Here is a 26494-nt window from a genome sequence, read left to right as displayed (position 1 = left end):
CTAAGTGGCATCAAATGTTTGCGGGTTATCTGCCAGATGTGGTTCAAGAAGTTGCCGGAGCTTGAGTTTGATACGATTCAACTTAACGCCAACATGGTTGCGTGTAATACCAATGATTTCGGCGATTTCATCATAACTATGGTCTTCAAGATGAAGCATCACAATGGCTTTTTCCACCTCTGACAACTGGTTGATCGCCTGATAAAGAAACCTCATCTGCTCCTGGCGGTCTGCGTCAATGTCCCAGCCGGGTATTTCCAGCTCTTTATCAGAGAGAATCTGAAGTTGTGGGGAACGGGTATGTTTGCGAAATCCTGATATCGCCGTATTCAGCGCGACGCGATACATCCAGGTAGTAAACCGCGAATCGCCCTTATACGAATCATACGCCCGCCACAATTGCAGTACAATCTCCTGAAACAAGTCCCGGTGATCTTCCTCCCGGCTGCCATATACCCGACAGACCTTATGGATGATCCCCTGATGTTCTTGCACCAGATTTACAAATGTTTGTTCTTTATTTGACTTTATATCCATCGCAATGGTCAGGTAAATAAGTCGTAATGTCAGACAAAAAATTACAGCCTTTCTGTAAAGATGACTTTTTTATCTGAGGGTTGAAACCAAAAATCGCTTTGATGGTTTGATCTGAGAATTCATTTTTATTCCTTAACTTCGCAGACCAAAATCAATCAAATTCTCAATCTATGTCATCGGTAACACTCAAAGGAAAACCCTATTCCATTAAAGACGATATTCCTGAAGCAGGCGAAAAAGCTTCTGACTTTACTTTTGTAAAGGAGGATATGAGCGAAGCAAGTCTTTTTGACGATTTTGAAGGAAAAGTCAAAGTCCTGATTGCCGTACCCAGTATCGATACCGGTATATGCCAGATGGAAACACGCAAATTTAATGAGGAACTGGGCAAAAGAGGAGCAGGAGTAGTAGGCATTGTGGTTTCTCAGGACCTTCCCTATGCCTTTAAAAGATTTTGTGGCGCAGAAGGTATATCCAATATTGTGACAGGTTCCGACTTTCGTTACAAAGACTTTATCAACGAGTACAATACAGAAATTCTTTCAGGTCCGATGAAAGGTCTTTCTGCACGTGCGGTATTTGTTGTCGACAAAGCCAATACCATTCGCTATTCTGAGCTTGTTCCTGAAATTGCCCAGGAGCCTCAGTATGAAAAAGCATTGGCTGCGGTAGATAAATTGCTGAAATAATCTCAGCAGTGAAATAGATTTTCCAGTGGGCTGTACATCAGTACGGCCCTACTTTCCTTGTGAACGGTCTGAATTGCTGCGCATTCTACTTGCTTTACGCCGGAGATCCTGCGTAATTTACAGGACTGCTGCGGCTAAACTTTTTGAATGAAATCATTGCTGGGGATAGATCACTTTGCCAATCCGGAAGCCTTATTATTGCTTCTTATTATCCCTATGTACCTGTTCTGGTATTTGCAGTATTTCCGCAAACAGCGGCTTGTTATCCGCCTCAGTTATGACCCCACCAAACTACAACGCCCAAAGGTAAATCTAGCCTTCTTAAGGGTTCTCCCCCGTGCACTTCAACTGATAGGTATAGCCCTGATTATCGTCGCGATTTCCCGCCCACAGACTTCCCGGGAAATCGTTGAAAACCAGTCTCCCGGCGTCGATATTATGCTGCTGCTCGACACCAGCGGGAGTATGGAAACAAAAGACTTTACCCCCAACCGGCTCGAAGTCGCCAAACAAAACGCCATATCTTTTATTGACGGAAGGCAAAATGACCAGATCGGCATCGTACTTTTTGCCGAAAACGCCCTCAGCTACACTCCGTTGACACTCGACTACGACCTGCTGCGCAAGATGATTGAGGGGATCAATTTCAATATCCTTCCCATGCAGGGAACGGCGCTTGGACAGGCGATAGCTGTATCGATCAACCGGATGCGCGACAGCGAAAATCCCTCGCGCATTATGGTACTGCTCACCGATGGCGCCAACAACCGCGGAGAAATCGATCCCATTACCGCATCGCGGCTCGCTGCAAGCTTTAATATCCGGATATATAGTATTGGGATCGGGAAAAACAATACCCCGCCCCAAATCGCAGCACAAGGCGGCAATTCGGATCTGGACGAAGAAACCCTCCGGCAAATGGCAGCCAATACAGGCGGAAGATTCTTCAGAGCGACAGATCAGGAAAGGCTGAAAGAAATATTCGAAGAAATCTCTGACATGGAAAAAGCAGAGATTAAAGAAAATGTTTTCCGCCAGGTAAAGGATCACTATCCGATTTTTGTACAGGTAGCGATTGTACTCATTGCCTGTTCATTTCTGCTCATGCTGACCTTCGTCTATAATCCGCTGGAACAATAATTATCCTTTCTGCGCCATCCCTATACTGGCGATATATATTTTCGAAGGGGGCGAATCAGACTGAGTCAGTGCGCGAATACACGCTTCGAGCGTTGCACCCGTGGTAATCACATCGTCTACCAATAAAATTCCCTTTGGCGGTGTTTTTTTTAGCTCAAATGCACCGGAGACATTTTCCCAGCGGTTCCCGCCACTCTTTTTGGTTTGCGTAAGGGTTTTCCTCGTTCGCCTCAGCAACTGTGTCTCCAATGGCAATTCCAGCGCCAGACTTAGCCCTTGTGCTATTTGTGCTGCCTGATTGTATCCCCGTTGAATAAGGCGGGTCGGATGCAATGGTACAGGCACAATCGCTTGTACTTCATTCAACCAGGCTTCTCCCCGCAACATAAACCCATAATACTGCCCCAGAAATACACCCAGGCGGGGGGCGCCTTTATATTTCAGATGCTGAAGGATTTTCTGAAGCCGGCCAGATTTGGAGAAAAAATACAGGCTCATGGCACCATCAAGCGGGATACGGCCTGCCAGGCGGTAGTACAGTTCATTTTCCGAAATCTTACGGTGATATTGTGTTTCCTGCATTTGGGAAAGGCAATTCAGGCAGATATATCTTTCCTGAATGGTGAGGGGAGATTCGCAGCCGTAACAGGAATTGGCCACAAAGAGCTGTGCTAAATGTGTGATCATGGTATGGTTGTTTGAGGAAATGTACGAAGAATTCAGAAATCCCAAAAATCGTTAATAATTCTTTCTCATAAATTGCGAATCACTGAAAGCGTGCCCATATTTGGGGTTGGATTAAAAAGGACTTTTATTATGACCGATCAGTTAAAGAAGTTTGAACATCAGACCCCTGAGATTATATTTTCCTGGCAGGACAGCGAAACAGAAGCAAAAGGCTGGGTAGTGATCAATTCTCTTCGAAATGGCGCAGCCGGTGGTGGTACGCGTATGCGCAAGGGTTGCACACTAAATGAAGTGCTTTCCCTGGCCAAAACCATGGAAATCAAGTTCAGGGTATGTGGTCCGCCCATAGGTGGCGCCAAATCGGGCATAGATTTCGATCCTGAAGATCCCCGCAAACAAGGAGTGCTTGAGCGCTGGTATAAAGCGGTAAGGCCGCTGTTGAAATATTATTATGGAACTGGCGGAGACCTCAATGTAGACGAAGTAGGAGAGGTAATGCCCATAACTTCAGCGTTGGGGATCAGCCACCCGCAGGAAGGAGTGGTCAATGGTCACATCCAACCTTCGGCGGAAGAAAAAGAAACCATCATCCAACAACTTTCAATCGGTGTAAGCAAAAGGGTTACCCACAACGACTATGCGCCCACGACTGACCAAAAAACCATTACAGTCTCCGATATGGTAACGGGTTTTGGGGTAGGAATGGCCGTCATACATTTTTACCGTATCTGGGGAATACCCATGGAAGGAAAACGGGTAATTGTGCAGGGATTTGGCAATGTAGGAGGAGCCGCAGCCCTGACCCTGGCCAAGGAAGGATTTCGCATTACAGGAATCATAGACAGAAGTGGCGGGATCATCCGGAAAGAAGGTCTGAGCCTGCCGGAAGTAAAAGAACTCTATCTCAACCGGGACGGAAATAAGCTGGCAGTGGAAAATGTCATCCCTTTTGAAAAAATAAATACCACAATCTGGTCGAGCGGTGCAGAAGTATTTATCCCCGCTGCCGGATCCAGGCTCGTCACCAAATACCAGTTGGATCAGATGAGGGAAAACGGACTGGAAGTAATTTCCTGCGGAGCCAATGTACCCTTCAATGATCCCGATATATTTTTGGGTGAAACCGGGTTATATGCAGATAATCAGGTAGCCGTTATCCCTGATTTTATTGCCAATTGTGGTATGGCCCGCACATTTGCCTATCTCATGTCCCCTAATGTATCGCTGAATGATGAGAAAATCTTCGAAGATATTTCGCTTACAATTGAAAATGCATTAAAAAGAACTTTTGAAAAAAATCCATTTCCCCGCGAATTATGGCAAAACTCGCTGAATTGGGTGCTCGAAGATATCCTTAAAACGCAGTTTGATTAAATGTAGATTTGGAACTTATTTTTATATGTAGTTATTTCGGGACGAATCGCCGGATGTCTTACCTATGAGAAACCGAATCGTCAGAAATGTACTTTTTTTACTCCTGATTTCTCTTGGATTTGGTTATTCGCAGGTATTGGGTCAACAACCCCATACTGCTGATCAGGAAGAGATTCATCAGACCGATACACAACCTGAAGGAGATCATGGCGAAGCCCATGCTTCTACTGCGGAGCATCAACCCAATCCAATATCAGTCATTCCTTTCATCATCTTGCTGGTGATGATTGCGACGGGTCCTGTTTTTTTCCCGCATTTCTGGCACAAATACTATAAATATATTGCCCCGGGCCTGGGTCTTATCACCCTTATCTATTACCTCGTAGGGCTTCCCGGTGCGCATGAGCCTACACACGCACTGTCTGAATATATTTCCTTTATTGCCTTGCTGGCACCGTTGTATATCGCATCAGGAGGTATTCTGATTCAGATTGACCGGGAAGGAACCCCTTTTGCGAATCTTGTGCTGCTGCTGATAGGTGCTGTTTTCTCTAACTTTATCGGAACAACTGGTGCCTCAATGCTTCTGATCAGGCCCTATATCCGACTAAACCGCGATCACCTGCAACCTTACCATATCATCTTTTTTATTTTTATGGTCAGCAATGTCGGTGGTTCACTTACCCCTATCGGCGATCCGCCCTTATTTCTGGGTTTTCTTAAAGGCGTGCCTTTTACCTGGACGCTGATCCACGTTTTCCCGGAATGGCTTTTTGCTCTTGGACTGCTCTCCATTGTATTCTTCTTTTTTGACAGGAGAAATAAAAAAGACCTCGACAGGGTAGAATCCTTATACTCAGGCAGACTCATTTTGCGTGGCACACGCAACTTCGTATGGCTGGGAATCATTGTAGGAGCCGTTTTTCTTGATCCCAATGTAGTGGAATGGGTGCCCGCAATTACTTATCACGGTTCCAAATACTCCTTCCTCCGGGAAGTTATCCAGCTTAGTGCGGGTCTCGCCAGCTATTTCCTCGCCGACAAATCGGCACTCCGCGGTAATGAATTCACCTTCGACCCAATCAATGAAGTGATTTTCCTTTTCGCAGGCATTTTCTTTGCCATGATGCCTGCACTTCAACTGATTGGAGAATTTGCGGCCAGCGAAACCGGAAAATCCTTTTTCTCCGTCAACAGTATGTACTGGATCACCGGATCACTCTCCGGGGTGCTCGACAATGCACCGACTTACCTCAACTTTCTGTCCGCGGCCCTGGCAAAATTTGATCTGAGTGTAAGTAATCCCGCAGACGTAGCTGCATTTGCGGCGGGAAGTGTAGATATGGTCACCAAAGATTATCTCCGGGCCATTTCAGTAGCAGCTGTATTTTTTGGCGCACTTACCTATATCGGCAATGGCCCCAACTTTATGGTCAAATCCATCGCAGAGGAAAGAGGCGTAGAAATGCCGAGTTTCTTTGGATATATCATTCGCTACAGCCTCATTATTCTTCTACCCATACTCTTTCTTACCTGGTTTGTGTTCTTTTATCTGCTCCATGGCATCTAGCCGGAAATCGTTGCAGAAACTGACCGCATTTATACACGTATGATAGCAAAGCAAACCCACAACACTATTCCGCTTGTGGGTAATAATTTGTACCTTTATCGGGTACTTTTCCGCTATTCCCAGAATAATCCGAAACACATATAATCAGGTGATGAAAAAAGTATTAAAAATCACAGGTATTGTCCTCATTCTGCTGATAATCACCCTAATAACATTGCCATTCCTTTTTAAGGATAAAATCAAGGCTGTGGTAAGTGAGGAAATTGATCAGTCCCTGAATGCCCAGGTTTATTTCGCAGATGTAGGGCTTTCTTTTATCCGCAATTTTCCCAATGCCCGAATTTCCATTCAGGATTTTGGCGTAGTAGGGGTAGATACCTTCGCATCGGATACCCTCATTCAGGGAAAAAGTTTTGATCTTGTCGTCGATATTATGAGCGTCATCTCCGGTTCTGAGGTGAATCTCAAAAAAATCATGCTCGACGAGGGAAAAATTAAAGCACTTGTCCTAAAAGATGGAACCGCAAACTGGGATATATTCAAAGAAGATTCTACCACCACCGAAGAACCCCAGGCAGAAGAAAGCACGTCCAACCTTGTCATCAAACTACAAGAATACCGGCTAACCAATTCGACCATTATTTATGATGATGCGACCTTCCCCATGCGGGCAGAAATCATTGGCCTCAATCACTCCGGCAGTGGCGATTTTACCCTCGAAACCTACGAACTCAATACCCTCACCCAGGCAGAAAAGCTAACGGTAATTTATGATGGTATTGAATATCTCCATCAGGCAAAAGCTGATGCAAAAGCAGATATGAAGATTGTGTCAACGGCGACGGAGTTTAAAATCGATTTATTGGACAACCTTTTTACGGTAAACGAACTGCCCGTAAATCTCAGTGGATGGGTATCCATGCCGGCAGATGATATCGATATGGATCTCAGTTTCAAATCCCCCAGCACCTCATTCCGCAGTATTCTTTCGCTCGTTCCGGGAGTCTATTCGGAGTCATTTAAAGACCTCAAAACCGATGGGCAACTGGCATTTGACGGATTTGTAAAGGGCATATATAACGATACAAAGATGCCGGGCTTTGGGCTTAATCTAAAAGTAGCCAACGCGATGATGCAATACCCCGATCTGCCCAAACCCGTCAACAATATTAATCTGGATGTTTCCATATTGAATCCCGACGGAGATCTGGAAAAAACATCCGTAGATCTTCGCAGTATGCATGCAGATTTTGGCAGCAACCCCATCGATGCCAAAGCGCAGATCAGCGGGCTGGAAAGAATGAAAATCAAGGGCAATCTGGCCGCCGATCTGAACCTCGACGAACTTACCAGCATTTTCCCTGTTGAAGGCACGGTACTCAGGGGAAAATTCAAAATTGATGCCAATGCAGATGGCGTTTATGATGAAGCCAAAGGCACTTTCCCAACCGTAGATGCGGTAATGGATATGACAGAAGGGTATATTAAAAATGCCGAATATCCCGCCGAACTCACAGAGCTTAATTTCCACGGATCGCTGAAAGACCCCGATGGCAGCATGACAAGTGGCGTGCTGGATGTACCGGAATTTCGGTTCAAACTCGACGGAGAGCAAATCACAGGCAAGGCCCATATTGTGAATTTCGATGACCCCAATTACCTGGTCGAAGCAGCAGGGAAACTTGATCTGGAAAAACTCATGCAAATTTACCCGATTGACAGCATGACCCTTACCGGAAAACTTATCGTCGATCAGTTTTCTACCAAAGGCAAGTACTCTGATATTGAGGCAGAAAACTATACCAATCTGGCGACCAGCGGCACAGTTCAGGTACAAAATCTGGTTTACACTGACTATTATCTGCCCAAAGCAGTAACGGTAGAAACCGGTACGGCCACCTTTACCCCTGCCCGCATGGAGATTTCAGGTGCGAGAGGGAAACTCGGAAGCAGTGATTATGCGGTTGATGGCTATTTCAGCAACTACATGGCTTATGCCCTGATGGACAACCAAATGCTGAAAGGGAATATGACCCTTGTCTCAAATCGTATGGACCTCAATGAGTGGATGGAAGAAGAAGAAACTACAACAACCACTACCGGAACAGAGGAAAGCGAACTGGAAGTAATACCTGTACCCGACAATCTCGACATTGTCTTTGATGCTGATATGAAGGAAGTGATTTACGATGACCTGACACTGAAAAACATCAAAGGCAGAATTGTCGTAGCGAATCAGGAGATGGCAATGGAAAATGTAGCATTTGGAATGCTGGGGAGCCAGGTAGCCATGAATGGCATTTACAACACGGCCAACCTGAAAAACCCCACTTACAACTTCTACATGGACATCAAGAATCTCGGGATCAAGGATGCATTTGCCTCTTTCACTACCTTACAGCGATATGCACCCGTTCTGAAATTTGTACAGGGAATCTGCAATACCGAGTTTGGCATTTCAGGCCGTCTGACCCCCAATATGATGCCTGTATTGGAAGATGTCAACAGCCTTGGACTTTTCCAGGTGATTACAGGCTCGCTCGAAAATGCGGGAACGATGAATGCCCTCGCAGAAAAGACCAATCTTAAAGCGCTTTCAAAAATGGACCTCAAAGATTTGCAGGGAAAATTCAAAATTGAAAACGGATTTCTGGAAATCAGTCCGCTAAACCTGAAAGTGCAGGACATTTTGTTAACCTTATCGGGAAGACAAAATCTTACAGGCAATCTCGATTACGATGTGCAGATCGATGCACCTTCGGGTGCGATTGGCAATGCAGCTTTCTCCGCACTTTCCAACCTTTCGGGTGGAGCCATCAAAGCCAGTGAGCGGGTAAATGTAAATCTGAAACTCGGCGGTACGATCGAGGCACCCAAAATCAGCGGAGCGGGCGGCGGCACAGGAGACGAAGTCGGCAACCAACTGACAAATCTGGCTGAAGATAAACTTTCTGAAAAAATCGGTACGGATGTACAATTGAATAAAGACAGTATCAAGTCGCAGATCAGTGATATTAAGAAAGAGGCTAAAGACAGCCTGAAAAGTGTAGTTAACCAAACCGCCAATCAGGTAAAAGACAGTCTGCTCAATTCTGTAACCAATGGAAAAACAAAAGAGGAGCTTGCCAAAGAGCTCAAAGAAGGGATCGGAGAAGGAGCAGGAGAGGACCTTAAGGGTAAACTTGATGACCTGAAGGACAAGTTTGGTTTCCCCAAAAAGAAGAAAAACTAACCATTCGTTTACATAACTCAAAAAAGGGCGATTCCAGTGTGTATTGCCCTTTTTTTATTCATAATTAAAATGGGAAAAATGCGCTTTTTTATGTAATTTTAAAGGCAAAATTAAACCAAAGAAACAACCGAAAAACAAAGTCAATGAGTGATTTGGAAAACCAGTCTCAAGAGTATTCGGCAAGTAATATTCAGGTTCTTGAAGGCATTGAACACGTGAGAAAAAGACCCGCAATGTACATTGGAGACATTGGGGAACGCGGGCTGCATCATTTGGTGTATGAAGTGGTGGACAATTCGATTGATGAGGCGATGGCCGGGCACTGCTCAAATATTGATGTGATCATTCACGAGGATAATTCTGTTTCCGTAAAAGATAATGGTCGGGGTATTCCGGTTGATATTCATGAGAAAGAAGGCCTTTCTGCGCTGGAACTTGTCATGACCAGATTGGGTGCAGGGGGGAAATTTGATAAAAATAGCTACAAAGTTTCCGGTGGTCTCCACGGTGTGGGGGTTTCCTGTGTAAATGCACTTTCCAGTGACTGTCATGTATGGGTCAGACGCGACGGAAATGTATATCTCCAGGAATATGAAAAGGGTGTGGCAAAAGCACAGGTGAGAGTTATTGGAGAAACTACCGAAAGAGGGACAGAAACGCGCTTCTGGCCAGACAACACCATTTTTACTACCAGTGAATATAAGTTTGATACCCTGGCTTCCAGGCTGAGAGAGCTGGCATACCTCAACAAAGGTATTCGCATTACCATTGTCGACAAACGCGAACCACTCTCTGAAGAAGATCTGAAAAAGCCAGAAAATGAAGGGCAGCAGTATCTTTCCAAAACCTTCTTCTCTGAAGGAGGACTGAAAGAGTTTGTCAAACACCTCGACTCCAATCGCCAACCGCTGCATAGTGAGCCGATTTATATTAATGGAATCGATGACGAGCAAACTACGCCGGTAGAGCTGGCCATTCAATACAATTCTTCCTACAACGAAAATATCCATTCCTACGTCAACAATATCAATACGCACGAAGGAGGTACTCACGTTTCGGGATTTAAAACGGCCCTTACCCGTACGCTGAAAAACTACGCAGAGGCTGAAGGGCATCTGAAAAAAATCAAGTTCAATATTACCGGCGACGACTTCCGGGAAGGATTGACAGTAGTCATTTCCGTAAAAGTACAGGAACCTCAGTTTGAAGGGCAAACCAAAACAAAACTCGGAAACTCCGATGTCGCAGGCATTGTAAGCTCCATTGTGAGCAAACAGCTGGCTTATTATCTCGAAGAAAATCCTTCTGTCGCTAAAATGATTGTATCCAAGGTCATTCTCGCAGCAGAAGCCCGGCATGCAGCCAAAAAAGCCAGAGAAGCTGTCCAGAAAAAAAGCTCTGCCATCAGCGGCGGGCTACCCGGCAAACTAGCCAACTGTTCCAGCCGCAACCCCGAACAATGTGAATTATTCCTTGTGGAAGGAGACTCCGCTGGAGGAAGCGCTAAACAAGCCCGAGACCGTCGGTTTCAGGCGATTCTTCCTCTTCGCGGTAAAATCCTCAATGTCGAAAAATCTCATCCTTCCCGGATCTACGACAATGAGGAAATCAAAAATATTATCCTCGCTTTAGGTATTACCGGCATCGGCGATGACGAAAACCTGAACCTCGAAAAACTCCGCTATCACAAAATGATTATCATGACCGATGCGGATATAGATGGAAGCCATATTCGCACGTTGCTCCTTACCCTTATCTATCGCTATTTCGGAGAATTAATTGAAGGGGGACACGTTTTTATCGCTACTCCCCCACTCTATCAGGTACGGGCTGGCAAAAAGCATAAATATGCCTGGACAGAAGCTGAACGCAAAGAAGCGATTGATGAACTAGGCCATGGTGACGAGTCGAAGGTAACTATACAGCGATACAAAGGTCTGGGAGAAATGAACCCTGACCAGCTATGGGATACGACGATGGACCCTGACCGCAGAACGCTTCAACGGGTAACCATTGAAAGTGCAGCAGAAGCCGATCACCTCTTTTCCATACTCATGGGTGATGATGTGGCTCCCCGAAGGGAGTTTATCGAGCGCAATGCTAAATATGCTAATATAGACTTGTAGGAAACCGAAGGAATCAATCTTCCCGTAAAATGGTAACAGGAAAATCGATGGAATTCCAGTCGTCGCCTGTTGCCCGGGCATTTTCTTCAAAGGAGAAACCGCGTGTTCCATCTACCCCTACGGAGCGACTGGTCGCCCTGGGAAGATTCAGTTCCTGTAACCGGTAAAGACTGGCATCAAATTCTTTGGTGGAGACAATCACCTTAAGGATCTCCTGCACGCTTTTTCTCCCAAAGGAGATAAAACTATCGGCTACTTCTGCCTTGAGTATCGCGCCATTTCTCACCATGATTTCTTCCCCACTGTTTAGCCAAATGCCTCCCTGAGGAAGTAACCCCGGGTCAATACCAAACAGAGAAGACATATAGATCAGCGAACAGTAGAGTTTTTGGTTACCCCGGTTTACCATTCTTATTCTAAAGCGGGGAACACCTGACGGGCCGTCTGCCTTACGATAACGCAAGACAACATCGCCATCGCGCTCCGACTGAAATACACGATTCTCTGTCGGATGAAGGATATCAAGACCAACAGAGGTCGAATTAAGCGCACTACCGGGGTTGCGCAAGTCGCGCAGTCGTTCCCAGCGGGCAATATGTGCAAGATTCGAAATCGCTTTTGTCGCACTTTCCGGGCTAAACCCACTAATTTGCTCTACCAGTGGTTGCGTATCCGCATCAGTTTTCCGGGTGATGACATATTCATTCCGCTCATTTGCAATCAGTTTATAATCAGCCTGAGCGGGGTCGTCAACAAGCTTTACCATCAGTTTTTCCTCAGCTTCCGCATTGCCGTGCGCAATTTTCACCAGATTTTTTGCATGTTCACTGACCGACTTAATATAGACAACCGTAGGTTGTACTGCCATGGAAGCAATTTTCGCACGGTAGGCTTTGGTCGTATCCAACTGCAGGTTTCCTTCGAGCCGTACAATACTTTTATCCGGAGCAACTTCTTTAACGGAAACCCGCCCGAGAGATTTTGCCGGATTAGCCATCTCTGCATCATCTGCCCCGTCCCTAAAAACCATAAGTTCGGTCTGCGGTCCGCCAAATGTACCTGCAACTATACCATGTACCGCACCGCCATCCATTTCCCATCCTGCCTGCCGGCTGCTCGAAAGCATAAAATAATTTGTCTTAACCGCAGTTGTACCATCCAGAAAATTGAGATTGATATCGTTCTCCATAGTTGCAGTTATCTGCGGCACCTGATCATAGGTTCGCTGCTGCACAAGCCCCCGAACTCTCCGCATAAGGTCGCTGTAAGAGAGCGGGCCTACGGCATTTTCCAGCACTTCCAACAAAGAGTAAGTAAATACCCCCCGCGGGGAACCGGCAAGATTCGTTTCTTTCGCGAGCTGAAAGGAATGTGCTGCCGCTAATGCAATATGTCTGGGAGAAGGTACTGTAAACGACTCTGTGCCAGCAACAGACATAGCACTACGGTCAGAATCAAAGCCTCTGGGTAGAATGTAGGTATCCAGAGAGCGGGTTTTGGTAGTTGCAGCCGACTGACGGGTTTTAGTAAAATCTACCCCGCGGGTATTGTCACCCGAATTACAGCAGTCGGTAATCACCACGATATGCGGGTTATTTTGTGCAACGAGGTCGATCAGTGTAGCGAGTTCTTTATCAGCCAGATCCATTCCGTCGAAGCTGCGGCTGTCATAGCAGACAAGCGTTTCATTTTTATGTTCAGGTTCTATCGACCAGAAAATCGGGTGAGCGGGTTCTTGCGAGCCATGGCCACTATAGTAAAAAAATACAATATCATCTTTAGTGGCTTTGGTGAGATGGGTTTCAAATTTGGAGACAATATTCACCCGCGTAGCATCTTCGTTTTCCAGTACTTCCATTTTAAGCGGAATTCCATTGCGGCGCGCTTTGCGATCAAGGAAATCGCGCATCGCGCGCATATCGTTTACGCAACCATCGAGTGCGGGAACGGGTGCCTTGTATTTGTCAATACCGACCAATAAGGCGTAGATATTTTTGCTGCTCATAGGGGTTAATTACCGGGATTAATGCTATTATCTGGGAAATTTCAAATTCGCAAAATAATATCAGTAAACCAAATTACCCTCTGGTCTGCTATCGAATTGTATAACGCAGAGAAACCGCAGCATTATTGCCAGAAAACACCGGATCGTAACGAAGCTCAAACAAGGGTTTCAGGTCAAAGGCGAATACGAGCGGTGAATGAGGGAAAACGTATTCAAATCCTACGAGGAAATCTACTCCAGCAACCTGGCGGGGGGTTTGTTCAGGTACGACAAGACCGGAATAGCCAAAATGCCCGCCAATGCCGAAATATAAAGCAGAGTTTGCGCGGCGGCCTAAAAACAAATGCTGTTCGGCCAGAGCAACTACCCTAACGCCTGTCTGGCGATACACAAGCATGCCTTCAAAGGCACTGCTTTCCGCAAAAAAATGTTTCAGGCTGATACCGGTATCAGAACCGGTCCGGGCACCGATGGCAGAAATATACTCCTGAGAAAATACAAAAGTGTGAGAAAGGTTGATGAAAAAGAAGAACGTTAGGGAAACAAACAGAAGCCTTGGCATTCAGTGAAAGTTAGATGTTGAGGGGATAGGTGTACTAGCTATACGACCGGAAAGCGGATATATTTTGCATATCGGGAAAAATCAAAAAGCCGTTCCAAATGGAACGGCTTCTATATGTAGCTTTCAACACAACTCCTAGTTCAGAAGCTTAAAGTTGAAGGGGATATTCACCCAGAACTGAATCGGTTTTCCACCTTGAATAGCGGGAGTAAAGCGGAGCTTGTTTACATGATCCGTTACAGCTTTTTCAAGAATGGGGTGTACCTGATTGATTACGCGGTGTTTGGCATAGTTCCCTTTTTTATCAACGAGAACCCTTACGACCACACTACCTTCGATACCGGCATCCCGGGCGATTTGCGGATAACCGATCAATTTCTTGATATCATCCATATTGATAGGCTGTGGTTCTTCTTCCGCGAAGATGAATGCGTTGATTTCAGGTTCCTGTTCAACGATTACTTCAGGTACGTCACCGTCAGCATCAATCTCACCATCAAAGAAGCCTTCATCAGCACCTTCTTTGTCTTCGAGACCGATATTTGGAGCTTCCTTCAGTTCATCCACTTCAGCGATTGTCCGGTCTTCGTCTTCCAGTTCATCTTCCGGAGTTGGTTCGGGAATCTGGAAAGCGACCGTTTTTACCTGTGGTGGCGGAACCTTTGGTGGCGGTGGTGGTGGTGGTTTGTCCTCGTCAATCGCCGGTGGCGGTGGGAGGTCCTCCATATTGATTGTCACAGAAAGGCTTTTGCTCTCCTTTACCTCTCCCTTAATACCAAGACCTTTGGCGATAAGGGGAGCAAAGGTAAACAGAACAGCAGCGATTCCAATAATGGCCGTACCGACCATGAGGTGGCGTGGGTATTTTTTCCGAAGAAAATATGCGCCATACCGCTTCTCACGATCTTCAAAGACCATTTCGTCTAAAGATGCTCTGATTGCCTGAGACATAGTTTGTCGATGTGTAATGTTTCAAAATATCGTGCAGTACCGACGATCCGGGACTGGCTTACTTTTTCGGTTCTTTCGGGACAAATTCACCAATCAGACGAAGACTATCGTCCGGAGTAAACTTATCAATCGCGTACTTGGGTGCTTGCGTAATCGCAAGTTCGTCGAGCAGGTCCACCAGATTTTTGTAGCGGCTTTGTTTGCGGGGTTTGATCACAAAGATCGGGTCCCAGCATCCTTTTGCACCGTTAACATCTTTACAAAGTGGCGCACCAATGGTTTTTCCATAATAAATATGGCTCAACAACACTTTTCGCAACCCATCATCGGAGAAATTTGTCTCAAGAATTTCAGGTTCTGTGATCCCGATATAGTATTTAACGATATCGTTTTCATCGAGAACGATGGTCATGATCTTATCTTCGAGAATATCTACGTGAAGATCATCTATTTGATCTTCAGGTACTTTAGGGGGCATGGTGAGTTCCATTACAGAAGAACTTGCCATGGTAGCGGTGAGAACGAAGAAGGTAAGAAGAAGGAAGGCCACATCCACCATCGCGGTCATGTCAATCCTTGTAGACTTCTTTTTGGTTTTGGGACCACCTTTTTTTGATCGCCCACCGCCTTTAGACCCGGTATCTACATCAGCCATGTTATACTCAAGTTTAAAGGGTGATATAATGTTTATTCCACTTCAACCGTACCTCCCTCTTCAAGAGAAGTAATGAGGCTGAACTGATTCACGTTCCATTCCTGAAGAGAACTGATCACATTTGAGACGGCATCATAACCGGCATCCTGGTCGCCTTTGATAGCGAAGCGCATGCGCTGGTCGGCAAGACGTCCCCAACGAATCCAATCCTTCAGTTCATTACCTGTCATGGTAGCAGAATCAGTTACCGCAGCAGGGATTCCAGTGTGTGGATATTCCTTCAGATCATCTCCTTTAGAATCGAGCCATTTTTGTAATTCTCTTTGCGGAACACCAAATTCCTGCAGAGTAGAAAAATAGCTGGCTCCTTCTTTGGAAATGGTTACCTCTTTTTCGGAAAGATACCGCCTCAGCACTTCTTCGCGCGTCAGAGGATCCGAAAATCCAACAAATACTCTGCCCTCTGGATCCAGTGAGATAATACAAAGCTCTGTCTCTGGTACCGGAAGATCCGATACTGAACCAGGCATGTCAACCTCAACCTTTGAATCCTCACGGAAGTGAGTAGTTGTCAGAATGAAGAAAGTAAGCAACAGGAATGCCACGTCCACCATTGCCGTCATGTCAATTGACGGTGGGTGTTTTTTAGGCTTTTTTGCTGACATTGTTCAATTTTTTTAGTAGAACCAGAAAATTAGTTTCTTACGTCGAAGGTCTGAACAATACTGTAACCAGCTTCATCCATGGCATAGGTCATGCCATCAATTTTGGTAGTAAAGAAGTTGTACGCAAGAATAGAAAGTGCAGAAGTAGAGATACCAAGCGCAGTGTTGATAAGCGCCTCAGAGATACCTACGGAAAGTTCTGCCGCGTTTGGTGCACCACCTTCACCCAGCGCACTAAACGCCCGGATCATACCCAATACGGTACCGATCAGACCGACAAGTGTACCCAATGATGCTGTGGTAGCGATAATCGGAAGGTTTCTTTCCAGCATAGGAAGCTCAAGCATCGTAGCTTCTTCAATCTCAGACTGAATAGCTGTTTTCTTTTGCTCTTTTTCCATGTGGTCAGCGACTTCCATTTCTTTGTACTTGCGAAGACCGGCTTTGATAATGTTACCCACAGATCCACGCTGTTTGTCGCAAAGCTGTGCAGCTCCATCTACATTTCCTTTTGCAAGAAGGTTTCTTACTTTCTTCACAAATACATCGGTGTTTCCTTTTCCACCGGCGCGAGCGATCGTGATACCTCTTTCAATCGAGAAAGTAAAAAGTACCAGGGCAAGTGTCATACCGATTGGAATTACCCATCCACCTTTGTAAATCAGACCATAAGTGTTTGCGGGTTCTTGTTCCTGAGCCTGGGGAGGAGCTGTCTCTTCGTCAGTTCCGCCTGTAGCCTGAACCCAAGCCTGATAGTCTGCATCCAGTTTCTCTCCGTTCTTGAAGTTACTGGGGTGTCCGAAACCTTTCCAGAAAGCAATCTCTGCAATCACAAAACAAACAAGAATCGCGATTAGCGGAAAGATTGCCTTTAAAGGGCTTGCGGGTTTAATCTGAGCCTCGCCTGAGGCATTCGATGTCGTAGGTTTGTTAGTTTCAGCCATGTCTGAAAGCCTTTTAGTTTGATGTACAATTTAGAAGTTAATCTGTCCAAAATTATGTATTTGGATCGTAAACACAAAGAATTAATATAATTTTGTTGACCTTAATAATATTACTAATCCCGCAAATACTTTCAATGCCAACGGTTTTTTTCTATCGAAATCGTTACCGACGCCAAATCTGCTTTAAATTCTTCAATTTCCAATTGATGAAATTCCATGTCAGATTCCTGCTGAAATTGCGCTCATATCGTTCATTACTCCGTCATCATATGCCCCTGCATTCAGATTTGTCCTGATTTCTTCAGGATGAAGTGTGCTCAGACCTTCATTCGTAATTCAAAGAACGGATATCTTTGCAGCTGCCTGGATATCATTTACTCTCAGAGACTCGCTGTTCCATATTTTTCCATAAATATTCTCCATTTTTTTTTATTTACGCCCCGAATACCTCCCGTATTCCCTACATTTGCCCTATGAATCCCCTTTCTGAATCGTTTCCACTGATCGCTACCACCCAATTTGGGCTTGAGGAAATCCTGGCAGAAGAGCTCCGCACAATCGGTGCGCAGGATGTACTTGTCCTCAACCGTGCTGTGCGCTTTTCCGGTGACAAGGCGTTGATGTATAAAGCCAACCTCTGCCTACGCACAGCCTTGCGTATCCTTGTGCCTATTTTTGACTTTGAAGCTGACAACGACGATTTGCTGTACCGCCGGGTGCAGGAGTTTGATTGGACTTCCATCATGGGAAATGACCACACTTTTGCCATTCACGCGGCCGTATCTTCTCCTCATTTTCCGCACTCTCAATATGCTGCTCTCAAAACCAAGGATGCAATCGTGGATCAATTCCGTGCAAAAACCGGAAAAAGGCCGTCCATAGATCTGCAAAATCCGCACTTTCGCATCAACCTTCATATCGCCGGCAACAAGGTTTCTCTCGCGCTCGACAGTTCCGGGGAATCTCTTCACCGGCGTGGTTACCGAAACCAGGGACATATTGCGCCTCTCAACGAAGTCTTAGCCGCAGGTCTGATTATGCTGGCCGAATGGAACGGTCAGGGCAATTTTGTGGACCCTATGTGCGGATCGGGAACCCTGCCCGTAGAAGCTGCCCTCATTGCCACCCATACTCCGCCAGGCATTTTTCGCCGCAACTTTGGCTTCCGCTCCTGGCGCGACTATGATTATCCGCTCTGGCAAAAAGTCAAAAACGAAGCGCGAAGAAAACAGAAACCTTTTTCCGGACTCATCGAAGGGTCTGATATTTCTCCACAAAATCTTGAAATCGCCCAGGCATGTGCAAAGGCTGCCGGAATGGAAAAAATTATCCGATTTTCTCAACAGGATTTTCTTACCCGCCCTGCACCCGAAAATGGTGGAACGCTCATTATGAATCCGCCTTACGGTGAAAGAATCGAACAGACAGATATTGAAGGGTTCTACCAAAACATCGGAGACCGGATGAAAAAAGCCTGGGCTGGCTATAAGGTCTGGATCGTCAGTTCCAACCATCCTGCGATGAAAAGTATCGGACTTCGCCCCGATAAAAAACTTCATGTGTTCAATGGCGCACTCCCCTGCAGATTTCACTGCTACAGCATATTTGAAGGGAGCCGAAAACAGGTTTAAATACTACGGATTACCGGAATTATTTTCGGATGGATTTTTTAATTCCGGCCAAACGGCCTTGCAACCTCGTAAGATTTTTGCACAAAATGTAGATTTTTGGCAGTAAGACATCTATTCGTTGACGATTTCGCGCCGAATTCTTTGATTTTTTATGCAAATCCAGGTGAGATGCCGTTGCTGAGAATTTCCTATAATTTTCGTAAATTATCAACAATGTAATTGACTGGTGGACTGATTATTGTATATGTGGATAAATCTGCGAGAAATATCGGCCTCAAAAATGCCAGTTGAATGGACCTTAGCAGGCGGTTTCTAATAGATGTAAGGAATTGATCGGAAATTACCTTTATGCCACAAGCCAATCCATTAATTTTAACGGTGCCTAATTACTTGCTGAATATGCGAAATTTTTACAAATCCCTGATTACCGTTCTTAGCCTCTCCCTTCTGGCAATTGCCCCATTTTCACTATCGGCTCAATGTATCAAAGGCGACTGCGATACCGGAAAAGGCGTGTATTCCTATCCCAATGGTGATTACTATAAGGGTGACTGGCGAAGCGCAAAACGCCATGGAATGGGTCTTTACAAACTCGCCAACGGCGACCAGTATGAAGGCGAATGGAAAAATGATGAGATGAGCGGAGAAGGGGTTTACACATATTCAAACGGAGACATCTACGTAGGAACCTATAAAAAAGGCAAAATGGAAGGCTCGGGTACCTACACATTCAGCAATGGCAATATTTATAAAGGCGATTGGGCGGAGGATCAGCAAAATGGTACGGGTGTACTTACCTTTCCCAACGGCACAGAAATATCAGGTGTCTGGACCAACGGAAAAGTAAATGGTACTGCAAAATATATTTACCCAAACGGGGATATCTACGAAGGTGATTTTGTCGATAACAAACGCAACGGGCATGGAAAAATGATCTCGGAAAAAGGCGATATCTATGAGGGGAACTGGAGTAATGGCGATAAAAATGGCCAGGGAAGAATGGATTTTGCCTCAGGCGTTGTCTATGAAGGCGAATGGCAGCAAGGTCAAATGACCGGAATCGGTACACTAACCACCCAGGCGGGCTCCAGCTATACCGGGCAGTTTCGCAATGGGCGATACAATGGTACCGGCAAACTGACTCACAGCAACGGCGATGTCTATGAAGGGGAGTGGCTGAATGGACAAAAGCATGGCAAAGGTATCTACGTTTACAGCGACGGCAGCCGCTATGAGGGTGAATGGAATATGGACAAACGCCATGGCAATGGCAAGTACGCCTACGCCGATGGTAATATCTACGAAGGGGAGTTTAACGCCGGCCGTGTCCACGGAGAAGGTACGCTCACCAAAACCAATGGTGAAGTGCAAAAGGGTAAATTCCTCTACGGAAAATACGCCGGAGAATAGCCTCATCAGTTATTTAAAAACATTTCATAACTTCCGGCCTTAAATTTTTACGCTGGATTATGAAAATACTACGCTTCTCCCTGATTGCCATTCTGGCAATTGTCCTGATCTGTATCGCCGGTGGATATATTTTTGTTTCCTCCACCGCCCCTGAATATGACGGTGCTTTTGCCTCTGAGGAAATCTCTGATTCTGTTGAAATTTTCTACGACGACTTTGGGGTTCCTCATATCTATGGACAAAATGAGACCGACGTCTATTTTGCACTGGGATATGTCCACGCCAAAGATCGGCTGTTTCAGATGGAGCTGATCCGCCGTGTGGCGGAAGGGCGGCTGGCCGAAACCTTCGGCCCTGACCTGATCAAAGCAGATCTGCTTTTTCGCACCCTCGGCATTCATCAACATTCGACAACTGCCGCAAAAAAATTTCGGTCAAACCCTGATCAACCCTGGGTAAAAGCGGCGACCGCCTACCTGAATGGCGTCAACGCTTTTGTAGAAACAGGAGAAACTCCAATTGAATATACAATCCTTGGCCTTGAAAAACAGCCATTTACCGTCGAATTTCTCTATGATGTCTCCGGTTACATGGCTTTTGGTTTTGCTGAAGGTCTTAAGGAAGAACCTCTGGTCAACAAAATTTTGCAACTGTATGGCGAAGATTATCTTCGCGACCTGAACCTCAACGTACAGGGCAACCAGGCAAAAATTCCCTGGCATTTTGGGGACAGCTCCCTGCAAAAACCCTCTCTTGCGGCTTCCATTGACCAGGTGCTCAATCAGCTGCCTATTGGCTCATTCATAGGAAGTAATGCATGGGTACTCAGCCCTCAAAAATCTGCTTCCGGAAAAGTTATTTTCGCCAATGACCCTCATATCGGTTATGGCCAACCCGCTGTATGGTATGAAGCGCATATCGAAACTCCGGAGTTTATGCTGTACGGAAATCATCTTGCCGGTTTTCCCTTTGCCCCCATTGGCCATACCAGAAGTCATGCGATCGGACTCACGATGTTTGAAAATGATGATACGCATCTTTACCGGGAGAAGGTCAATCCCGAAAATACCGATCAGGTTTGGGCAAATGATCACTGGGAAAATCTCACCATCAGGGAGGAGGTTATCCATGTCAAAGGAAAAGAGGATACAACGATCAACGTGCAGATTTCACGCCACGGGCCTGTGATCAATCATTTATATGCACCGGTTGCCGAAGTGGATACTATGCCGGTTTCACTCTGGTGGAGTTATCTTCAGACAGAACCGCGGGTGCTGGAAGGCGCTTATGGCTTTGCTCATGCACATTCCATGGAAGAGTTGAAAGAAAGCGTGGCCATTGTTCACGCACCCGGGCTCAATGTCATGTATGGTGATACGGCAGGGAATGTCGCGTGGTGGACGACCGGGCATCTGGTCAGGTATGCCGATCATGTCAACACAAAACTTATGCTCGACGGAGCATCGGGCAAAGATGAACCGCTGGAGGTATTGCCTTTTGCTTCACATCCGCAAAGCGAAAATCCCCCCACGGGATATGTATATTCCGCCAATAACCAGCCGGAGGCAGTGGATGGCTTCCTGATACCGGGTTATTATGTGCCCGAAATCCGTGCCCGGAGAATCACAAGCCTGCTGGATAATCAAGCGGTATGGTCCGCAGAAGAAGTACGGGATATGGCCAATGATGATACCACTCCGGCTTACCCTGAAATACTGAAAACCATTCTCCCATTGATTGATAAAGAAAAGAACTCATCCGCCATTGCACAAACAGCTATCGAAATCATGCAAAAATGGGATGGAAGTCATGGATTGGATGAGGTCGGCCCTACCCTGTTTTACAAGCTTACCAACCGCATGATGTATCTGGCCATGATGGACGAGTTGGGCGAAAAGGACTATTTGGCTATCTCGACTACACACCTGATCAAAAGATCCCTTCCTTACTTTCTGGCCAATGACTCCTCGCTCTGGTGGGACAACCTGCTGACCGCAGATATGAAGGAAAGTCGTACAGACATCTGCAACCAGGCATTTTCTGAAGCTTTGGCTGAACTGGAAACTTTGCTGGGCAATGATGTCAATGAATGGAAATGGGCAAAAATCCACACAGTTGAACATGAGCATCCACTCGGAAAACAGCCTCCGCTTGACAAATTATTTAATGTCGGCCCCTTCCCTATCGCTGGTGGTCAGGAAGTGATCAATAATACCGGCTTTTCCAATTCTCCATCAGGTTTTTACAAAGCCAAAATGGGCCCGTCCCGAAGGGCCGTAATAGATTTTGCAGATATAGAACACGCGCAGACTATATTGCCAACGGGGCAGTCCGGCAACCCCATGAGTCCGCACTACAGCGACCAGGCAGAGATGTATTTACGGGGCGAATACCGGACCATGTTGACCAACCGGAAGGAAATCGGGGAAAAACAAAAAAATCATTTCTGGATGACTGGAAAATAGTCTGTTTACTTTGAGTTTTTGTACCCCCTGCACACATACACGGGCTGCATAGGATATTTGGGAAACGAAACATCCGAGCGACTTTTTTCACATTGCAGGAATATACTCCCACGGTTATTTCGCACTTCCCGCATAAAAATACAACTGGAACATAAAGAATGTATCATATCACCTTTAGCATATTTTAGTTTTATTCTGAGATCCAAAATCCATAAAACAAAAATCATTGTTTTCTTCTTATATATTTTATTTTTTCCAAAAAGGGAATGATAATTGAGGGTTTCGCAAATTAGCATTTCCTAATATGACACAATCGCTACTATTCACTTAAAGGGGAGCATTATGAACGTGATTTCCATTTCCGCTACATCAATAGAGCAATTGGCGTCTCAAATCAAATCAGTTATTCACCATCAGTTTCAGCCAACCATAGCCATAGGATTTAGTTCTCCTGATTTCCCATTTGAAGATAGCCTCAGTATTTTTCGTGAAAACCATATAGAGCTGATTGGCTGTACGACCTCGGGAGAAATATTGGATAATGCCATATTGAGCAACACTTTTTCTGTTTTATTGATGGACTTCAATCGGTCCTACTTTAAAACTGTTCAGTTTGAGCATACTGACGTAGAGGCCTACTCTTCAGGAGAGAAATTGTACGAAATTGCAGATCAGACTTTCCAAAATCCTGGAATTATCTTGTTTATCAGTGGTGTAAGAGTAGTAGGTGATGGGCCGGTAGAGGGCATACGGAAAAATATTACCAGAGAAATTCCAATTTATGGGGGATTGGCCGGAGACAATATTCAGCATAATAATACTTGCACGTTCACGCATGAAAGCGTCAGCAATTTTGGTGTTTCTGCCCTTATACTCGATACAGATAAAATACAGATGAAAGGCCTTGCGGTAAGTGGATGGAAGCCGCTTGGAAAAACTCATACGGTAACTAAAGCCGACAAAAACATCATCTATGAAATAGACGGTCTGCCTGCACTAGATCTGTTTTTAAATTATTTTGGAAATATCGAATACAAACTCGCCAACAATGACGGCCTTTATACCATTCCAGGCCAATATCCGCTTAAAATTTTCCAGAATGATGGCACCAGCTATCTGCGCTCGCTATTGATTTATGATACGGAAAACCGAGCGCTTTTGGCAGCAGGAAAAATAAATACAGGGGTAAATTTCAAATTCTGTCCGCCACCTGATATTTCCGTGGTGGATGATACGGTCCGGCAGTTTCAAGAATTCAGTGAAACCTTCTCTGATATAGATGCTTTGGTAATGGTATCATGCAAAGGGCGGCATACATCTCTGGGGCCTATGCTGGAGGATGAGGTAAAATTTATACACGAAATTTGGAACGTTCCAATGGCAGGATTTCTGTCAAATGGAGAAATTGGAAACAGCGCAATCAACGGGGATTGTGCATTTCACAATGTAACTTGTTCTCTATTCAGTCTGAAAGCAATGTAACTTATGGATTTTTGGGAGAAAATAAAAAATGATTCATCTGTTTCCAATGAGTTAAAAGAGGAGGCGCATGCGCTTTTTCTTTCCATGGAAAACGAGAATATCCGCCAAAAATTCATCATTGAGAAATTGCGGGAAAACAAAAAAATCACAGAAAATTTTTTAAGCAAAACGGTTGAGGAGATCGAGGAGAAAAATAAAGAACTTTACCAAAATACACGGGAAATGCAGCGGATAAACGAACAACTTTCAGAGACAAATAAAGAGTTGGCTCAGTTTGCCTATATTATTTCTCACGATCTTCAGGAACCCCTTCGTACGATTTTAAACTTTGTAGAGCTTCTGGAAAGAAAAAAAAGAGATTCTCTGGATGATGCAGCGAAAGAGTATCTGTCGTTCATTTCTCAATCGAGTATTCGCATGAGTAATCAGATCAGGGCAATCCTTGAATATTCAAGGATTGGCAAAGTCGGATCCAAATGTGAAGTTGATTGCAATACTTTGGTTGATGATGTGCTTACAGATATGTCCAGCCTTGTATCAGAGAAGCAGGCAGTTATCAGGAAGGCGCCCCTGCCTGTTGTATTAGGCTATCAAAACGAACTGCATTCTCTGTTTCAAAATCTCCTCTCCAATTCTTTAAAATATTCAAAAGATGATATTATCCCTGAAGTGTATATTGACTGCAAAGCTTCATGGAACGCATGGGAGTTTTCCATCACTGATAATGGAATAGGTTTTAACCCCGAATATAGAGATCGGATTTTTATCATATTCCAAAGATTAAATCATTCCGCCAAAATGGAGGGGTCCGGAATCGGGCTTTCGCGTTGCAAAAAAATCATAGAGCTTCATGATGGGAAAATATGGGCTGAATCTACTCCCGGTGAGGGCAGTACTTTTTACTTCACTATTCCCCAAATGATTGTTGAATGAAAAAATTCAGATGTCTGGTATTCATAGATGATGATTACCCTACGAACTACTATCATAAGATCATCGCCCGGGAAGCTGAAATTGCAGAAGACCTTGTGTTTTTTCAAAGTGCTACAGAGGCGCTCGACTATTTGATTTCTGTCAATGATAATGATGGGGCGTCGCCGGAAGTTATCTTTCTGGATATCAATATGCCCGGTATGAACGGATGGGAATTTATCAAAGCTTACGAGAAAAAAGTCAGCAGCCAATCGTCCAAAATATGGATGTTGTCAACGTCTATCAATCCCGCAGACAAAGCGCTTGCCGATATCAATGAACGTATCAGCGGGTTTTTAAACAAGCCGCTTACCGTTGAGATTTTTAATGAATTGAGAGAAGAATATCTCTGATTTACTTAATCAGCAATCACCGGGTGTCCATCAGGCTACAGCCCCGCATTTCTGCTGTATCCAATCTTCCGAGCACTTCAAATGTCCCGTCGGGATATATCCGGCCAATATCATCTGTCGCGATAAAAGCACATGAATAAACATTGGCCAGATCGACGATATGCAACCGCCCCGAAATGCCCGCAGGCTCGATCAGTCGGTTGAGATGGATATCCGAGACATACACCCGCATCGTAGGTGCCGGGCGAAACCTTCCGGTATGGTCTGTGTAAGCCTGGCTCAGGAGCTCTGTCATTCCGTATTCTGAGTAAATATGTGGCAGTCCAAATCCAGCCTTCAGGCGAGCGTGCAGTTCCTCCCTGATAATTTCTTCCTTACGACCTTTCATGCCTCCGGTTTCAATGACAATCGCGTCAGGCGGGAGTTGAATCCCCATTTCTTCGGCGAAATCCAGCAAAGCGTAAGCGACTCCGATCAGGAGTATCCGCTCCCCTGCAGCTTCGCTTTCTTTGAGGGCTATTCGTAAAGATTCGAAATCATGCAAATAAAATCCACTTCCGGGCAAACCAAATGCCGCTATCCATGTTTTAACCATATGAACCAGCGAAGATCCCGATCTTTCAAGGTAAGATGGCAGTAACCCAAGGATACGGTAGGGTTGCCGGGGGAAAAAAGAGAAAAACCCTTCCAAAGAATTTTTTTCATACAAAGAAAGGTCTTTCACCGGGTGCTGAGAAGGAATTTGTCCGGTGGTACCGCTACTATAGAAGTTTGTCTCCGGTGTCCATTCACCGGTTTTCATTTCAAAATGTTTAAAAAAACCAATGGGTACGGATACCTGTTTATTAGTTCCAAGTTCCCGGCAAAAAGCATGGATTACCGGATTATGGCGGTACTGGAATGCCCACAATTCGGCTTCAAGTCCGGCGAAGTCTCTTTGGGAGGAAAATAGCCGCGAAATATAGAATTCGGGATCAAATGCTGCCATATACGTTTTCCCTTTTGGGCTTGCAATAAATTGATTGTAATTTCACCACTAAATTA

General features: G+C 45.2%; 21 protein-coding genes. 12 read left to right on the top strand and 9 right to left on the bottom strand.

Going from position 1 to position 26494, the window contains the following annotated elements; all coding sequences use genetic code 11:
• A complete protein-coding gene (locus R3D00_06530) occupies positions 1 to 537 on the bottom strand; it encodes a sigma-70 family RNA polymerase sigma factor (protein MEZ4772824.1) in 537 nt (178 codons plus the stop codon).
• 170 nt (positions 538 to 707) lie between these two features.
• On the opposite strand from R3D00_06530, the gene tpx reads away from it, so the two are divergent.
• Together tpx and R3D00_06520 are read left to right on the top strand one after the other, a co-directional pair.
• Positions 708 to 1226, top strand: coding sequence for a thiol peroxidase (tpx, locus tag R3D00_06525; GenBank protein ID MEZ4772823.1), 519 nt, complete (start codon positions 708 to 710; stop codon positions 1224 to 1226).
• Positions 1227 to 1373: 147 nt separating this feature from the next.
• On the top strand, positions 1374 to 2366 hold the full coding sequence (locus tag R3D00_06520; protein MEZ4772822.1) for a VWA domain-containing protein: 993 nt from the start codon (positions 1374 to 1376) through the stop codon (positions 2364 to 2366).
• Here R3D00_06520 and R3D00_06515 read toward each other — a convergent pair whose 3' ends face one another.
• Positions 2367 to 3053, bottom strand: coding sequence for a ComF family protein (locus R3D00_06515; GenBank protein ID MEZ4772821.1), 687 nt, complete (start codon positions 3051 to 3053; stop codon positions 2367 to 2369).
• 129 nt (positions 3054 to 3182) lie between these two features.
• Here R3D00_06515 and R3D00_06510 point away from each other — a divergent pair, with 129 nt between their 5' ends.
• From R3D00_06510 to gyrB, 4 genes are all read left to right on the top strand, one after another.
• On the top strand, positions 3183 to 4427 hold the full coding sequence (locus tag R3D00_06510; GenBank protein ID MEZ4772820.1) for a Glu/Leu/Phe/Val dehydrogenase dimerization domain-containing protein: 1245 nt from the start codon (positions 3183 to 3185) through the stop codon (positions 4425 to 4427).
• A 64-nt stretch (positions 4428 to 4491) separates the two neighbouring features.
• Positions 4492 to 5997 (top strand): sodium:proton antiporter, encoded by a 1506-nt coding sequence (locus tag R3D00_06505; GenBank protein ID MEZ4772819.1) that lies wholly within the window; start codon positions 4492 to 4494, stop codon positions 5995 to 5997.
• 151 nt (positions 5998 to 6148) lie between these two features.
• Positions 6149 to 9229, top strand: coding sequence for an AsmA-like C-terminal region-containing protein (locus R3D00_06500; protein ID MEZ4772818.1), 3081 nt, complete (start codon positions 6149 to 6151; stop codon positions 9227 to 9229).
• Between the two features lie 143 nt (positions 9230 to 9372).
• Positions 9373 to 11355, top strand: a complete 1983-nt coding sequence (gyrB, locus tag R3D00_06495; GenBank protein MEZ4772817.1) for a DNA topoisomerase (ATP-hydrolyzing) subunit B — start codon at positions 9373 to 9375, stop codon at positions 11353 to 11355.
• A 13-nt stretch (positions 11356 to 11368) separates the two neighbouring features.
• Here the strand turns inward: gyrB and R3D00_06490 are convergent, their stop codons facing one another.
• From R3D00_06490 to R3D00_06465, 6 genes are all read right to left on the bottom strand, one after another.
• Positions 11369 to 13360, bottom strand: a complete 1992-nt coding sequence (locus tag R3D00_06490) for a caspase family protein (GenBank protein MEZ4772816.1) — start codon at positions 13358 to 13360, stop codon at positions 11369 to 11371.
• An 88-nt stretch (positions 13361 to 13448) separates the two neighbouring features.
• Entirely contained in the window at positions 13449 to 13922 is a 474-nt protein-coding gene (locus R3D00_06485; GenBank protein MEZ4772815.1) for a hypothetical protein, read from the bottom strand.
• A 135-nt stretch (positions 13923 to 14057) separates the two neighbouring features.
• A complete protein-coding gene (locus R3D00_06480; protein MEZ4772814.1) occupies positions 14058 to 14873 on the bottom strand; it encodes an energy transducer TonB in 816 nt (271 codons plus the stop codon).
• 58 nt (positions 14874 to 14931) lie between these two features.
• Positions 14932 to 15528 (bottom strand): biopolymer transporter ExbD, encoded by a 597-nt coding sequence (locus tag R3D00_06475; protein ID MEZ4772813.1) that lies wholly within the window; start codon positions 15526 to 15528, stop codon positions 14932 to 14934.
• Positions 15529 to 15560: 32 nt separating this feature from the next.
• On the bottom strand, positions 15561 to 16193 hold the full coding sequence (locus R3D00_06470; protein ID MEZ4772812.1) for a biopolymer transporter ExbD: 633 nt from the start codon (positions 16191 to 16193) through the stop codon (positions 15561 to 15563).
• Positions 16194 to 16222: 29 nt separating this feature from the next.
• The gene (locus tag R3D00_06465; GenBank protein MEZ4772811.1) at positions 16223 to 17137 is read right to left on the bottom strand and encodes a MotA/TolQ/ExbB proton channel family protein; all 915 of its coding nucleotides are present in this window, start codon (positions 17135 to 17137) and stop codon (positions 16223 to 16225) included.
• 473 nt (positions 17138 to 17610) lie between these two features.
• Between R3D00_06465 and R3D00_06460 the strand changes: the two genes are divergently transcribed.
• The 6 genes from R3D00_06460 (at position 17611) to R3D00_06435 (ending at position 25450) form a co-directional block, all read left to right on the top strand.
• Positions 17611 to 18768 carry a THUMP domain-containing protein gene (locus tag R3D00_06460; GenBank protein MEZ4772810.1) on the top strand — a complete coding sequence of 386 codons (1158 nt, stop codon included), beginning with the start codon at positions 17611 to 17613 and terminating at the stop codon, positions 18766 to 18768.
• 399 nt (positions 18769 to 19167) lie between these two features.
• Complete coding sequence (locus R3D00_06455) at positions 19168 to 20178, top strand: hypothetical protein (protein MEZ4772809.1); 1011 nt, start codon at positions 19168 to 19170, stop codon at positions 20176 to 20178.
• Positions 20179 to 20237: 59 nt separating this feature from the next.
• Positions 20238 to 22643, top strand: a complete 2406-nt coding sequence (locus R3D00_06450) for a penicillin acylase family protein (protein ID MEZ4772808.1) — start codon at positions 20238 to 20240, stop codon at positions 22641 to 22643.
• A 342-nt stretch (positions 22644 to 22985) separates the two neighbouring features.
• Positions 22986 to 24125, top strand: a complete 1140-nt coding sequence (locus tag R3D00_06445) for an FIST N-terminal domain-containing protein (GenBank protein ID MEZ4772807.1) — start codon at positions 22986 to 22988, stop codon at positions 24123 to 24125.
• 3 nt (positions 24126 to 24128) lie between these two features.
• Positions 24129 to 25058, top strand: a complete 930-nt coding sequence (locus R3D00_06440) for an ATP-binding protein (protein ID MEZ4772806.1) — start codon at positions 24129 to 24131, stop codon at positions 25056 to 25058.
• The gene (locus tag R3D00_06435) at positions 25055 to 25450 is read left to right on the top strand and encodes a response regulator (protein ID MEZ4772805.1); all 396 of its coding nucleotides are present in this window, start codon (positions 25055 to 25057) and stop codon (positions 25448 to 25450) included. Before R3D00_06440 ends, R3D00_06435 begins: the two co-directional genes overlap by 4 nt.
• Before the next feature lie 16 nt (positions 25451 to 25466).
• Here R3D00_06435 and R3D00_06430 read toward each other — a convergent pair whose 3' ends face one another.
• The gene (locus R3D00_06430; GenBank protein ID MEZ4772804.1) at positions 25467 to 26438 is read right to left on the bottom strand and encodes an acyl transferase; all 972 of its coding nucleotides are present in this window, start codon (positions 26436 to 26438) and stop codon (positions 25467 to 25469) included.
• Between the last annotated feature and the right edge of the window lie 56 nt (positions 26439 to 26494).

The organism is Bacteroidia bacterium (assembly GCA_041391665.1).
GTDB lineage: Bacteria > Bacteroidota > Bacteroidia > J057 > J057 > JAGQVA01.
Note: the sequence above shows the minus strand (reverse complement) of the source record. Positions and strands in the feature narration are given on the sequence as shown.